13 protein-coding genes are annotated in these 12,315 nt (G+C 69.3%); 5 read left to right on the top strand and 8 right to left on the bottom strand.

Going from position 1 to position 12,315, the window contains the following annotated elements:
* Positions 1-36: 36 nt before the first annotated feature.
* Positions 37-231: a hypothetical protein gene (locus tag HUW46_RS08120; RefSeq protein ID WP_254125938.1), complete on the top strand. Its 195-nt coding sequence runs from the start codon at positions 37-39 to the stop codon at positions 229-231.
* A 3-nt stretch (positions 232-234) separates the two neighbouring features.
* A complete protein-coding gene (locus HUW46_RS08115; RefSeq protein ID WP_254125936.1) occupies positions 235-747 on the top strand; it encodes a DUF6879 family protein in 513 nt (170 codons plus the stop codon).
* Positions 748-797: 50 nt separating this feature from the next.
* On the opposite strand, the gene HUW46_RS08110 is transcribed toward HUW46_RS08115, so the two are convergent.
* Together HUW46_RS08110 and HUW46_RS08105 are read right to left on the bottom strand one after the other, a co-directional pair.
* On the bottom strand, positions 798-1,955 hold the full coding sequence (locus tag HUW46_RS08110; RefSeq protein WP_254125934.1) for a helix-turn-helix domain-containing protein: 1,158 nt from the start codon (positions 1,953-1,955) through the stop codon (positions 798-800).
* Between the two features lie 136 nt (positions 1,956-2,091).
* The gene (locus HUW46_RS08105) at positions 2,092-2,610 is read right to left on the bottom strand and encodes an NUDIX hydrolase (RefSeq protein WP_254125932.1); all 519 of its coding nucleotides are present in this window, start codon (positions 2,608-2,610) and stop codon (positions 2,092-2,094) included.
* Positions 2,611-2,688: 78 nt separating this feature from the next.
* Between HUW46_RS08105 and HUW46_RS08100 the strand changes: the two genes are divergently transcribed.
* From HUW46_RS08100 to HUW46_RS08090, 3 genes are read left to right on the top strand one after another with little or no spacing between them, the layout of a single operon-like run.
* Positions 2,689-3,411 carry a TauD/TfdA family dioxygenase gene (locus HUW46_RS08100; RefSeq protein WP_215546698.1) on the top strand — a complete coding sequence of 241 codons (723 nt, stop codon included), beginning with the start codon at positions 2,689-2,691 and terminating at the stop codon, positions 3,409-3,411.
* Between the two features lie 29 nt (positions 3,412-3,440).
* Positions 3,441-3,629 (top strand): zinc finger protein, encoded by a 189-nt coding sequence (locus HUW46_RS08095; protein ID WP_215546697.1) that lies wholly within the window; start codon positions 3,441-3,443, stop codon positions 3,627-3,629.
* A complete protein-coding gene (locus HUW46_RS08090; protein ID WP_215546696.1) occupies positions 3,626-3,898 on the top strand; it encodes a hypothetical protein in 273 nt (90 codons plus the stop codon). The genes HUW46_RS08095 and HUW46_RS08090 overlap by 4 nt, the downstream gene beginning before the upstream one ends.
* 73 nt (positions 3,899-3,971) lie before the next feature.
* Here HUW46_RS08090 and HUW46_RS08085 read toward each other — a convergent pair whose 3' ends face one another.
* From HUW46_RS08085 to HUW46_RS08060, 6 genes are all read right to left on the bottom strand, one after another.
* Complete coding sequence (locus tag HUW46_RS08085) at positions 3,972-5,399, bottom strand: MFS transporter (RefSeq protein ID WP_215546695.1); 1,428 nt, start codon at positions 5,397-5,399, stop codon at positions 3,972-3,974.
* A gap of 97 nt (positions 5,400-5,496) precedes the next feature.
* Positions 5,497-7,017: a DUF6461 domain-containing protein gene (locus tag HUW46_RS08080; protein ID WP_215546694.1), complete on the bottom strand. Its 1,521-nt coding sequence runs from the start codon at positions 7,015-7,017 to the stop codon at positions 5,497-5,499.
* A gap of 125 nt (positions 7,018-7,142) precedes the next feature.
* Positions 7,143-8,678 carry a DUF6461 domain-containing protein gene (locus HUW46_RS08075; protein WP_215546693.1) on the bottom strand — a complete coding sequence of 512 codons (1,536 nt, stop codon included), beginning with the start codon at positions 8,676-8,678 and terminating at the stop codon, positions 7,143-7,145.
* Positions 8,675-10,537, bottom strand: coding sequence for a 3D-(3,5/4)-trihydroxycyclohexane-1,2-dione acylhydrolase (decyclizing) (gene iolD, locus HUW46_RS08070; protein ID WP_215546692.1), 1,863 nt, complete (start codon positions 10,535-10,537; stop codon positions 8,675-8,677). Before iolD ends, HUW46_RS08075 begins: the two co-directional genes overlap by 4 nt.
* A complete protein-coding gene (gene iolB, locus HUW46_RS08065; protein ID WP_215546691.1) occupies positions 10,534-11,430 on the bottom strand; it encodes a 5-deoxy-glucuronate isomerase in 897 nt (298 codons plus the stop codon). The genes iolD and iolB overlap by 4 nt, the downstream gene beginning before the upstream one ends.
* The gene (locus tag HUW46_RS08060) at positions 11,427-12,314 is read right to left on the bottom strand and encodes a Cgl0159 family (beta/alpha)8-fold protein (RefSeq protein ID WP_442860968.1); all 888 of its coding nucleotides are present in this window, start codon (positions 12,312-12,314) and stop codon (positions 11,427-11,429) included. The genes iolB and HUW46_RS08060 overlap by 4 nt, the downstream gene beginning before the upstream one ends.
* Position 12,315: the final 1 nt, after the last annotated feature.

Here is a 12,315-nt window from a genome sequence, read left to right as displayed (position 1 = left end):
CTTGCCGTTCGGGTGTGGATACTAGACGCTGTGACCATGAAGCTACGCAAGGTGGCCGGGTGCAAGGACGGCGAGTGCCCGACGGCGCACCTGTCGGATCGTGGCACGGTGGTGCTCCAGGGCAACGCCGTGGTCCATGGTGGCGTGGTCCGCCTCGGACCGGGTGAGCAGGCCGTGGAGCTGCCGCTGGATGTTGTGCGGTCGGCCATCCCCGCTCTCGAGGAGACGTGAACGTTGCCGCTGCTCACGCGTGAAGAGCTGGGAAACCTGTTCAGGAGTTTCGAACGCTCCGCTTTCCGGATGGAAGCACACCAGACCTACCGCATGCCCGCCGAGGAAGAGGAAGTGAACTTGTTCCTCTCGGGAGCGGAGAAGCCAGCCGATTTCAACGCGGGCTGGCACGAAACCGTTCGGGCCAACCTCGCCGCGGGCAAGACGATGCAACGGCTCAAGGCGGTCCGCAGACCCTTCACCGACTACACGCGCTTCCTCTTCGAATGGGTCATCGCCGGTAACGTCGAAGCTGGCGAGGACTATCGGATTCTCGACCTGACCGGCCGGGAGAGTGATCTGCCGACGCAGGACTTCTGGATTTTCGACGAAACCACCGTGGTGCTGCTGAATTTCACAGCCGAAGGTACGTTGCGGGATCGGGAGGTCGTTGACCCCGCCAACGCGGCTCAGTACTTTCGGTGGCGCGACGCGGCGGTGAAGGAGTCCACACGCTTCGATGAGTACCGGGCCTGAAATCGAGTCGCCTCCGGATTCGAGAATTCCTGCGATCTCGGTGCCCCTGGTCAGCTCGCGGAGTGTCCCGGCGGTTGGTGATCAGGTAGTACGAGGTAGGTGCGCAGTTTGGTCAGTGCGGTCTTGGCGTCTGCGGTCAGTGGAAGGTCAGCGCGGCGAGCAATGCGGTGGATGCGTTGTATTTGATGTGGCAGGCGGCGAGCCTCTGCGGCCTGCAGAGCGTTTCGGAGAGCCTCTTCGGCACCGGTGACGTCATTGGCGGCGAGCAAGGCGTGTCCGGCCGTGACGCGTTCGATCACCTGCCATTGCGGTGCGGGTGCCGTTGAGCCGGGTGGGTTGTTGTGCACGCGGTCCGCGGCTTCGGTGGTGCGACCGGTGTCGATCAGGCCGCGGAGGTGGATTTCGTGGAATGTGAAGGGGTTGAACAGGATGCTGTCACCGGAGTGCTGGTCGAGAAGGTCGCGGTAGGCGGCGATGGTGTCGTCGAAGGCGGCGCTGTTGCCGGTTTCGCCGGTGGCGCGGGCGAGCAGTGCGAGTGCGCTGCCGCGTTCAACCGGGCTGTCCGCGAGGTTCACGGCCTGTTCCAGGCGGGCCGCAGCGGCGATCTTATGGTCGGCCTTGCGTAGCTCGTTTCCGTGCATCCGCAACGTGTGGGCAAGGAACGCCCGATCTTCCAGACGCCGGGCCACAAGCAGTGCTTTGCCGGTCCAGCGCGCGGCGACGGCGAGCCGCTCCTCGGGCAATACCGTGCCCAGCGAAACACCGAGCGCGACCCGTGCTTGCCCGAGCAAAATGAGGGCGTCCCGGTCGAGGTGTCCCTCGGCAGCCCGTGCTTCGAGTCGCGCAGTGAGCGGCCACAGCTCGTTGACCGCCTCAACAGCGCGCCCGGACTGGCGGGCAATCTCGGCGAGCCGAATGGTGGAGTCCCCGAACTGGAGCATGGCGGCGAAATCGGCGTCAGCGGCGTCGGTCACGCCGAGCACGTGCGCGGGCAGGCCGAGGACCCGGGCGATGTGGCGCCGGGTGGGTACATCGCTGATCGTGCGCCGCCGGTTCTCGATCATCGACACATAGGACTTGTCATAGCCCAACGCGGCGGCGAGGCCGTCCTGAGACAGGCCGCTCAGCTTGCGGTAGCTCTTCAGAATGGTGCCAAGGTCGCGAGTAGCCAGTGCGGCGGTGGCGTCTAACCCGGACCACAGCCACACGGCGGGCGATACGGTCCGAGTGGGCAACGCCTTCCCGCGTGCCGCGCTGGCGTCGCAGGTCGGGCAAGTGGAGCTGGTAGCAAAGCGACCAAGTTCCGTCCCGCATGCCTCGCACCGCCGCTGGGTCATAGCGGGGTTACCCGTTTCGATCGACGAGCATCGTGAACCACGTCGCGATGGACCGCTTGTAGCCCTCGGGCATCGACAGGTCAGCGACCTCGTGTTCGGTGAACAGTCCGATGTCGTTGTGCTCGTGGGACACGATCGGATCGTCGTCACCCTCGGGGTGGCAGCCGTAGGTCACGATGAATACGTTCTTGTCCGCCACCGCGATGTAGTACATCCAAGCATCCAGGATCGGCCCGGTACGGACCTTCCACCGCGTTTCCTCGGTGATCTCCCGCGCCACACACGACTCGGGCGTCTCACCGAGTTCGATCCGCCCCCCAGGAAGCTCCCACTCGTCTCTTTCGTTGTGCAGCAGCAAAACCCGGCCATCGCGAACGACAACACCCTTGATCGAGACCGGGAAGGCAGCGGGGCTGGAAACTGGCTGGCTCATCCTGGTGCGCCTCCGGGGTCCTGTGCTGACGAATGGTCCGCTGACCGAACGTAACAGACTCGATTGTCGCAGTCTCTCGCGCAGCGTTGACAACCTGTCACTTTACGAACAGGGATCCGACGCGGTCTGCTCAGTAGCGAACCGAGCAGCCGCATCCGAAAGGTGACGTCGATGCAGACCTTGTCCGCAGCCCTGGCAGACAAAGGGATCGCACCGTTCTCCGATGTGTCCACCGCGGCCGAAGTGGCCGATCTCGCTCGCACCACAGGCATCGTGGTGGGCCATCGCGACAGCAATCAGAACGGGATTACCGCGATTACCGCACGTGCCGAGCCCGCGGGTGAATCCAGCGGACTTGCCGGGTTCACTCGCACTGCGCTAGCACTGCACACCGACCGCTCCGGCATCACCGAGCCGCCGCACCTTTTGTTCGTCGCCTGCGCGCGAGCGGTGGCCACGGGCGGTGAATGCGTGACCGTTGATGCCTGCGCGATCTACGACGACCTTGCCCGCTGCGACCCCGAAGCACTCGCAGACCTGAGTACCCCGCGCACCGTGCTGTTCGGCGGGGCCGCCGGATACCTCGGTGCCGTGTTCACCTCACTCGCCGACGAACGGATCGCCATCCGCCTCCGTTTCGACAAGCTCGCAAAGTTTTCACCTCTGGCCGCACGTCATCTTCCCGTCCTGCGCGAGGTGATCGACCGGCACAGCAACACCTTCTCGCTGCAGCCAGGAGAGGGCTACGTCCTGGACAACCACCGCTGGCTACACGGCCGCCGCGCGTTCACCGGCGACCGCCTGCTTTACCGCGTCCACGCCAACCCGCGCCCGTCCTTCGCGCTTCCTCGTGGATTTCGGCCCGCACATGCCAGTGCCAGCAATGCCGCCTAGCGACCACAACGACCCAGCTGAGGAGGATCATGTTGCAGTGGCAACAGGCGGAGGGGTTGCGCCACGCGTTGGAAGGGCGCGCTCCCGCCGAAGGAGCGTCCTTCGTGGCGTTGTGCGGCGCGAACGTGTCCGTGACCCGCGACGACATCCCCGAACTCGGCGGGCACTGGTTCGATCCCACTTGCTTGCCCTGCGAACATGTCTGGCTCGCGCGGTGAACGACACCGACCGCGAACTCCTCGACCGCGTCCGCGCGCTGCACGCCACCCTGACCCAGCGCACCGTGCTGCTCAGCCACGTCCAGTCCGATGTGGACATCTTCGCCGAAGGCATGCGCGACCTCGGCGCCGACCTGACGAGTGTCGGCGACGCGTTACTCGGGCGTGTTCGTGAACTCGATGCCACGCCGGTCGCTACCTCCGGGGCGGACTCTTCCGCCTTGGTCGCGCGTCTCGCGGGTCAGCTCGCCGACATCGGACGTCCCTGAAGGCCTTGACGGCATTCAGTGCCGTGAAGGTGGGGCCTTCAGGGCATCACGGCCCCTGGCGAGAGGAGGCTGGTTATGCGACGGGTTCCGCCGCGCGGCTCAGTTCGGCGTGGTCCCTGCTGTCGCTCGACCGGATCAAGAAGGCCGTCGCGACAACACCCAGTGCGGCGATCACCGCGCAGCTGAGGAACGCGGTGCCGTAATCACGGGCGAGCCCTTCGGGCGAGGTGTCTCCGGTGAAGGCGACGGCGGACACCACGGCCAGTCCGAGCGCGCCGCCGAGTTGCTGGCTGGTGTTGATCAGGCCGCTGGCGAGCCCCGCCTGCTGCCAGCCGACACCGGTCGACGCGGCGACGAACAGCGGGGCGAACACCAGGCCGAGACCGGCGCCCGCGACCAGTTCCGGCGCCAGTACCGAGAAAACGAACCCGTCGCCGGGGGAGAACAGCGACAGCCAGGCAAGACCCGCGGCGAACAGTGCCAGCCCGCCGGTCAGCACCGGTTTGTAGCCGTGCTTCGTCACGAGCGCCGAAGCGAGCCCGAGCGCGATGCCGAAGCTCACCAGGCACATCGGCACCAGTGACAGGCCGGTGGTGATCGCGTCGTAGCCCAGCACGTTCTGCAGGAGCAGCGACAGGAAGAAGAACATCGTCACCACCACGCCGCCGGTGAGGATCCCGGCGACGTTGGCGCCGGTGAGCGTGCGCAACCGGAAGGTCGCCAGGTCGACCAGCGGCGCGCGCGACCGCCGTTCGATCGCGACGAACGCGGCCAGCAGCACGAGAACGCCGAGCAGCGAACCGAAGAGCTGCACCGCACCGGCTCGCGGCGCTTCCACCAGCGTGTAGACGAGCAGGGTGAGCGCGGCGGTGACCGTGGCGGCCCCGGCGAGGTCGAACACCCGGTCACCCGAAGGCGCACGGGTTCCGGCGAGCAGCGGGCGCACGAGCAGCACGCACGCGACGACGACCGGGACGTTGATCCACAGCACCCATTCCCAGCCCGCGTATTGCGTCAGCACGCCGCTGAGGATCACGCCCGCCGCGCCACCGGCACCCCCGACCGCACCCCACGCGGCGAACGCCTTGTTCCGCTCCGCACCGTCCGAAAAGGTCACCGCGATGATCGACATCGCGGACGGCGAAAGCACGGCGGCGCCGAGACCCTGCACCACGCGGGCGGTGACCAGCACGCCGACCGAATCGGCGAACCCGCCCGCCAGCGACGCGATCCCGAACAGCAGCAGGCCGGAGACGAACAGGCGCCTGCGGCCGAGCAGGTCCGCCAGCCTGCCACCCAGCAGCAGGAAACCGCCGAAGGCCAGCACGTAGGCGCTGACCACCCAGGTCAGCGCCCGCTGCCCGGCGCCGAGGTCCTGCCCGATCGCGGGCAGCGCCACGTTGATCACCGAGGCGTCCAGCACCACGACGAACTGCGCGGAGCACAACAACACGAGCGCGTACCAGCGGCGGCGCTCGTGCACACTATCGACCGCAGTCAACGGAAAACCATCCCCTCAGTCCACTTCGGACTCTCCAGGTCGTCTTGACGATCCGACGCTAGAGGCTGGGGAACGGATTTGCGGCCTATGAGCTAGCTCACATTTTCCTGTCGATGGCGAGCAGGGTGTGCTCGGCATCGAGGCTCTCCGGGGTCATCGCCACCCCGGAGACGACTTCGCCGAGCGCGAGCAGCCACGCGGCGGTCTCTTCCGGCGACGGTTCCGGGAGCGCCGCGGTGAACGCGCGTAGCTGCTCGGGTACGTCGCCTTGTCCCGGCACGAGCAAGACCACGTCGTGACCGGGCTCCGCGTAGTACGCGAAGCCGCCACTGCTGCTGCTCCACCCGACGACGAGCACCGTCCCGTGTGGACGGAGCGCGTCGAGGACCTGGAACGAGAAGGAGGGCCGGGTGAACCCGATCGCGAGCACCCAGTCGCCGTCCCGCCGCAACGCCACCTGCTGGGTGTCCGAAAGCGACAACGGACCGGTGCCGATGGGCGTACCGCCGAACGCTTCGGCGGCGCTGTCGATCGGCACACCGTGCGCGTAGGTGACCAGCGCGCCGGCCCCGAGCCAATGCCCGGTGATCCACGCGTGCCGTTCCGACGGGGTGCCGCCCGTCGCGCGGGACCCGTCCGAACCCGACGGTAGCGGCGGATTTCCCAGCACAGCAAGGAAATCCGCGAGCATCGGCGCCGGATCGTCGCCGGCCATCCGCTTCACGCGCTTGGCGGTTTCGACCGTCTTGAACGCGGCGGTGAGGGCGTTCGGGGCGGCCCGCAGCGTGCGCACCGCGTCCAGCGCGAAGAGCAGGTGCGCGTTCGTGCGGGGCGCGTAACCGGCGTAGGCGCCCGCATCCGCCTCGTAGTTGGCCATCCGGATCAGTTCGTCGAGTTCGGCGTCGCCGTGGGGCAGCTCGGGCAAGGTCACCGACTCGGTCAGCGCGTCGACCGCGGTCCGCGCCACCGCCAGCAGCGTTTCGTCATCGGCACGGCGCAGTGCGCGGGCGAGCACCGGGCTGTCGAATTCCAGCTGGTGGAAGCCCGGCATGATCGGGTGCACGTCGCTGAGGTGTGCCGCGATCGGTGCGACGGTGTATTCGTCGCCCAGCCATTCTTCGGCGAAGCGCAGGCCGGTCACTTCGGCGGCGAGCCGGAGCATGCCGGTCTTCCAGTTCCCCGGCGCCCAGTCGATCGCGTCGGCCAACCCGGCGAGGCAGCCGGGATCCTCGCCTTCGGGCGTCGCGTCCACGCCCACTTCGAACGAGGTCTTCACGCGGCCGCCGACGGCGTAGCTGAACCGGGTCAGCGCGTTGACGTTCCAGAAGGCACTCACCGTCTCTCCGAGCGCCGACACCCTGCGCAGCACCTCGGGCCTCGAGCCCTGGAACCCGTTGCCTTCGACGGCGACCACGTACTCGCCCTTGCGGCACACCGCGACCGCGTAACGCTCGTTGAAGGTTTCCCAGGATTCCCCGAACGGGATGGTCCTCGCGTCGTCGAGCACGCCGCCGAACCCGCGCAACACGCAGTCGAGGTCGGTCGTCTTCACCATGGTCACGCAGGCGGCTTCGCTCAGAGCGCTCGAGGACAGCCAGCCGTATTCGTCCCCAGTCATCACCCCGTTCTAGCAGAGGGCGCGGTGGCAGGGGAGAGGTACCGGACCTGTTTCCCTTGCGTTCCGCACCACCACGAACGGCGTGGAGCACGACAACACGAGCGTCGACCGCGGTCAACGGCGGCCTACGACTTGGGGTGCTTCTTCCGGTCCGTGTCGAGCAGGATGTGTTCCGCATCGAGGCTTTCCGGTGGCACCGCCACTCCGGAGACGACTTCGCCGAGCGCGAGCAGCCACGCGGCGACCTCTTCCGGCGAAGGCTCGGGGAGCGCGGAGGTGAACGCGCGCAGTGGCTCGGGGACGTCGGCCTGTCCTGGCCGGATCATGGCGACCTCGTGGCCGGGTTCGGCGTAGTAGACCAGCCTGTTGCCACGCGTTTGCCAGCCGACGTTGAGCACTGTCCCGTGTGGACGGAGTGCTTCGACGACCTCGTGTGCGAACGGGGACCGGTTGAACCCGATCGCGAGCACCCAGCCGCCCTCCTCGCGCAGCGCGACCTGCTCGGTGTCGGTGAGCGACACCGGACCGCGCCCGGCGGGCGTGCCGCCGAACGCCTCGGCCACACGAGCGAGTGGCACATCGCGCACGTAGGTGACCGAAGCGGCGAGCCCGAGCCAGTGCCCGGTGATCCACGCGTGCCGCTCCAGCGGGGTCGCGCCGGACGCACGAGCACCGTCCGAACCGGACGGCGGCGGCGGATTTCCCAGCAGGCCGAGGAAAACGGCGAGCATCGGCGCCGGATCGACACCGGCCATCTGCTTCGCGAGCGTGGCCGTTTCGACCGTCTTGAACGCGGCCGTGAGCAGGTTCGGTGCCACGCGCAGCGTGCGCACGGCGTCCAGTGCCACGAGCCGATACCGGTCGGAGCCGGGCGCGTGATCGCGGTAGCCGGTCGCGCTCGTTTCGTAGTGGGCCATGCGGACCAGCTCGTCGAATTCGTCGTCGCCGTCGGGCAGGCCGGGCAGGACCACCGGTTCGGTCACCGCGTCGACCGCGGCTCGCGCCACTGCCAGCAGCGCTTCGTCCTCGGCGCGGTGCAGCGCGCTGGCGACTACCGGGTGGTGGTACTCCAGTTGTTCGAAACCCGGTGCGACCGGGTGCACGTCTCCGAGGTGCGCCGCGACCGGGACGACCTCGTACACCCCCTCCAGCAAGTTCTCGGTGACCGGCCGCCCGGTCACCTCGGCCGCGAGCCGGAGCATCCCGGTCAGCCACTTGCCTGGCGCCCAGTCGATCGCGTCGACCAGATCGGCGAGGCAGTCGGGATCTTCACCCTCGCGCGCCGCGTTCACGCCCACTTCGAACGAGGTCTTCACCCGGCCGTCGACGGCGTAGCTGAACCGGGTCACCGCGTTGACGTTCCAGAACGCGCTGACCGTCTCCCCGAGCGCCGAGACCCTGCGCAGCACCTCGGTGCGCGAGCCTTCGAAGCCGTTGACCTCGACCGCGATGACGCGGTCGCCCCGCCGGCGCACCGCGAGGGCGGACTTGCCGGGAAAACTGCTCCAGACGTCTTCGAGTGCGAGCGTTCGCGCTTCTTCCAGGATACCGCCGAATCCACGCAGGACGCCGTCGGTATCGGTCGTTTTCACCGTGGTCACGCAGGCCGCTTCGCACAGCGGGCTCGCGTACAGCCAGCGGAAATCATCGTCCCCAGTCATGACTCCTTTGTAGCAGCGGAGCGGAGGTACCGGACCTGCTTTTCCTTGTGTTCCGCGTAATCGGCGTGACCCGCCGCGTGCTCGGGCACCCCGACCTCCCACCACGCGCCCGCCTCGGTCCAGGCATCCGGTTTCGTGCGCACCACGACCACCGCGGGCCTGCGTTCCGCCACGGCGGCGTCGCGCGCGTTGGCGTAGGCGGCGCGAACGCCCGCGACACCGCCGTGGGCGTCGGCGGGGAACACCGCGCAGCCGAGCGCGGCCGCGTGCGCGGCGAAGTCGACCCTCGGCGGCTCGGCGTGCCCGCTGCGGCAATCGGCGTAGAAGTTGTTGAACGGTTCGCCGCCCTGGCCCTGCTGCAGGCGGGCGATCACCGCGTACCCGTCGTTGTCGCACACCACGGCGACGAACGGATGCCCGGCGAACGCGGCGGAGAACAGCTCCGAGTTGAGCATGAGGTACGAACCGTCGCCGAGCAGGGTCGTGACGATCCCCGCGGAGCGGGCCATCGCAGCGCCCCACGCGCCCGCGATCTCGTAGCCCATGCAGGAAAATCCGTACTCGACGTCCATAGTGGACGTTCCGGTGGCGCGCCAGCCGCCGACCAGCTCACCGGGCATACCACCGGACGCGGTGAGCACGTAGTCGTCCGCAGTGGACAGTGCGTTGACCACGCCGACCACCTGCGCGTAGGTCGGCCACCCTGGCGAATCCGCGCGCAGGCCGTCGATGTGGGCGTCCCATTTCGCGCGCTCCTGCGAGGCGCGGTCCGCCCACGTGCCGGTGTCGTAGTCGCCCATCAGGTCGCCGAGTTCGGCCAGCCCGGTGTCCGCGTCGGCGACCACCGCGTGCGCGCCGTGCTTGACCGCGTCGAACGGGGCGGTGTTGAGCGCGACGAGTTTCGCCGCAGGGGAGAACACGGTCCAGGACGCGGTGGTGAAGTCCTGCAGCCGCGTGCCGACGGCGAGCACCACGTCCGCCTCGGCGGCGAGCGCGTTCGCCGACGACGAGCCGGTGATGCCGAGCGGCCCGCCGTGCAACGGGTGGCCGTGCGGGACCAGCGTGCGCCCCGCTGTCGTTTCCACGACCGGGATCCCGTGCCGCTCGGCGAACCGCAGCGCCCTGCCCGCCGCGCCGGAGTACCGGACCCCGCCGCCGAGCACGAGCAGCGGGCGCTTGGCGGCGCGGAGCACGGCCGCCGCCTCGGCGAGCGCCCGCAGGTCCGCCCGCGGCCGCGGCACGCGGTGCACCACCGGCGCGAACAGTTCGTCCGGGAAGTCGAAGGTCTCGGCCTGCACGTCCTGCGGCAGCGCGAGCGTGACCGGGCCCGCGTCCGCCGGGTCGGTGAGCACGCGCGCGACCTGGGGCAGCGTGGCGATGAGCTGCTCTGGCCTGGTGATCCGGTCGAAGTAGCGGCTCACCGGGCGGAAAGCGTCGTTGACCGTCGCGGTCGCGTCGCCGAAGTGCTCCACCTGCTGCAGCACCGGATCCGGCGCCCTGCCGGTGAACGTGTCGCCGGGCAGCAGCAGGACGGGCAGCCGGTTCGCGTGCGCCACCCCGGCCGCGGTCACCATGTTGAGCGCGCCGGGCCCGATCGACGAGGTCACCACGCCGACCTGCCGCCGGTGCGCGGCTTTCGCGTACCCGGCCGCGGCGAGCGCCATGCCTTGCTCGCTGTGCCCGCGCCACACCGGCAGCGCGTCGCGGTGTTCGGCGAGCGCGCTGCCGAGCCCGAGCACGTTGCCGTGCCCGAAGATCGCGAACACCGCGGGGAACAACGGAACCTCGGCGCCTTCGAGGGTTTCCGAGCGCTGGGCGATCAGCCAGCGCACCAGTGCCTGTGCGGTGGTGAGCTTCACGCGTCCTCCGTCCTGCCCGCCGCCGTGGTGACCGGGCAGCGCTCGTCGGTGGTCATCGCGTCCCAGGTGCCGCGGACCCAGGCGTGCGCGGGATCGTCGCAGAAGGCCATCGACCGCTCCGGCGCGGGCCCGGCGAGCACGTTGAGGTAGTACATCGGGTAGCCGGGGGCGGCGACGCACGGGCCGTGGTAGCCGCGCGGGATGACGAACACGTCGCCGTCGCGGACCGCGACGTCCTCGTCGAGCAGGCCGTCCGCGGTGTAGGTGCGGTGCAGCCCGAACCCTTCGCGCGACGGGGTGACACCGTCGCGGCCCGCGATGCGGAAGTAGTAGACCTCCTCGTTGACGACCTCGCATTCGCTCGCTTTGTCGTGCTTGTGCGGCGGATAGGAGGACCAGTTCCCGTCCGGGGTGATCAGCTCGCACGCGTTGAGCTTGTCGGCGTGCTCCCACACGCCGGGCACGCCGAAGTTGGTGACCTGGCGGGTCGCCTGGCCCGCTCCGCGCACCTCCACCGGAACCTGCTCGGCGGGCCCGTACTTCGGGGTCAGCCTGCGTTCGCAGCGCGCCATCGGCAGAGCCAGCTCCGCACCGTCCGTTGTGGACAAGGTGACTTCGGTGTCCCTTGGCACGTAGGCGAAGTCGGTGACCCTGGTGAACACCGAGTCGCGGCCGGTGAGGTCGAACCGGTGCCCGTCGGCTTCGACGACGCAGCCGCCGCGCAACGGCAGCACGAACGCTTCGAACTCGCCGGTCCGCACGATCCGGCTGGTGCCGGGCGCCAGCACCAGCACGCGCAGGCCGGTGTAGGCCCAGCCCGCCGAGTCCGGGGACAGGCGCACCGGGTCATCGCCGTCCGAAAGCGTCCCGTGTGGACGGTGCAGGTGGCTCATTTCGCGGCCTCCAGCACCTTCGCCGCCGCCGCGACGGCGGCGCCGACGTCACCGTCGGGTGGGTAGAGCAGCGCCCTGCCCACCACGAGCCCCCTGACCGCGTGGTGGCGGAGCGTGCGGCCCCACGACGCGAGATCCGCGGCGGGATCGGCCGAGGGCACCCCGCCCAGCACCACCACCGGCAGCGTGGTCGAGTCGAGCACCGCCGCGTCCTCCGGCGCGGGCAGCTTCAGCCACGTGTGCGCCGAGGTCACGCCCAGCCCCGACGCCACTGTGGCCGCACGCGCCAGCGACGCGGTGTCCTTGCGCAGCACCAGTTTCCCGCCTTCGCGGTCGTAGGGGAGTGGTTCGACCATCGCCATCAGCCCGTTCGCGGCCAGTTCGGACACCGCGTTCGCGCAGGCTTCCAGCGTCGGCACGGTGCCGGGATCGCTGTCCACCATGCGCAGCAGCATCTTCCCGCCGTCCAAACGGGACTCGGCGATGGCGCGCGCGGTGTAGGCGGTGAACCGGTCGTCGATCTCCCAGTCGGCGCCCGCGAGCCCGCCGCGGTTCATCGACCCGATCACCACCTTGTCGTGCAGCGCGCTGAGCAGGAGCAGTTCCTCGATCACGTCCGGGGTGCCGAGCAGGCCGTCGACGGCCGGGTTCTCCAGCGCCACGAGCAGCCGTTCCAGCAGATCGCGCCGGTCCACCATGGCCAGCGGGTCACCGCCGACCCCGAGCGAGCCCCGCGCCGGATGATCGGCGGCGACCAGGAACAGCGTCCCGCCCGGCGACAGCAGCGACGCCCGCCGCCTGCGATCGCGGTAGGCGCGCCCGACCGCACCGGGATTCCGCACGCGCCGCTCCAGCAGCTCGTGCCAGCGCTCGTCGGTCAACAGG

Source organism: Amycolatopsis sp. CA-230715 (genome assembly GCF_018736145.1).
Classification (GTDB): domain Bacteria; phylum Actinomycetota; class Actinomycetes; order Mycobacteriales; family Pseudonocardiaceae; genus Amycolatopsis.
This window is presented reverse-complemented; position numbering and strand designations above follow the sequence as displayed.

Excerpts from the sequence above, each read along its gene's own strand:
- HUW46_RS08120 (WP_254125938.1), top strand. The coding sequence starts at position 37 with ATGAAGCTACGCAAGGTGGCCGGGTGCAAGGACGGCGAGTGCCCGACG.
- HUW46_RS08100 (WP_215546698.1), top strand. The coding sequence starts at position 2,689 with ATGCAGACCTTGTCCGCAGCCCTGGCAGACAAAGGGATCGCACCGTTC.
- HUW46_RS08095 (WP_215546697.1), top strand. The coding sequence starts at position 3,441 with ATGTTGCAGTGGCAACAGGCGGAGGGGTTGCGCCACGCGTTGGAAGGG.
- HUW46_RS08080 (WP_215546694.1), bottom strand. The coding sequence starts at position 7,017 with ATGACTGGGGACGAATACGGCTGGCTGTCCTCGAGCGCTCTGAGCGAA.
- HUW46_RS08075 (WP_215546693.1), bottom strand. The coding sequence starts at position 8,678 with ATGACTGGGGACGATGATTTCCGCTGGCTGTACGCGAGCCCGCTGTGC.
- iolB (WP_215546691.1), bottom strand. The coding sequence starts at position 11,430 with ATGAGCCACCTGCACCGTCCACACGGGACGCTTTCGGACGGCGATGAC.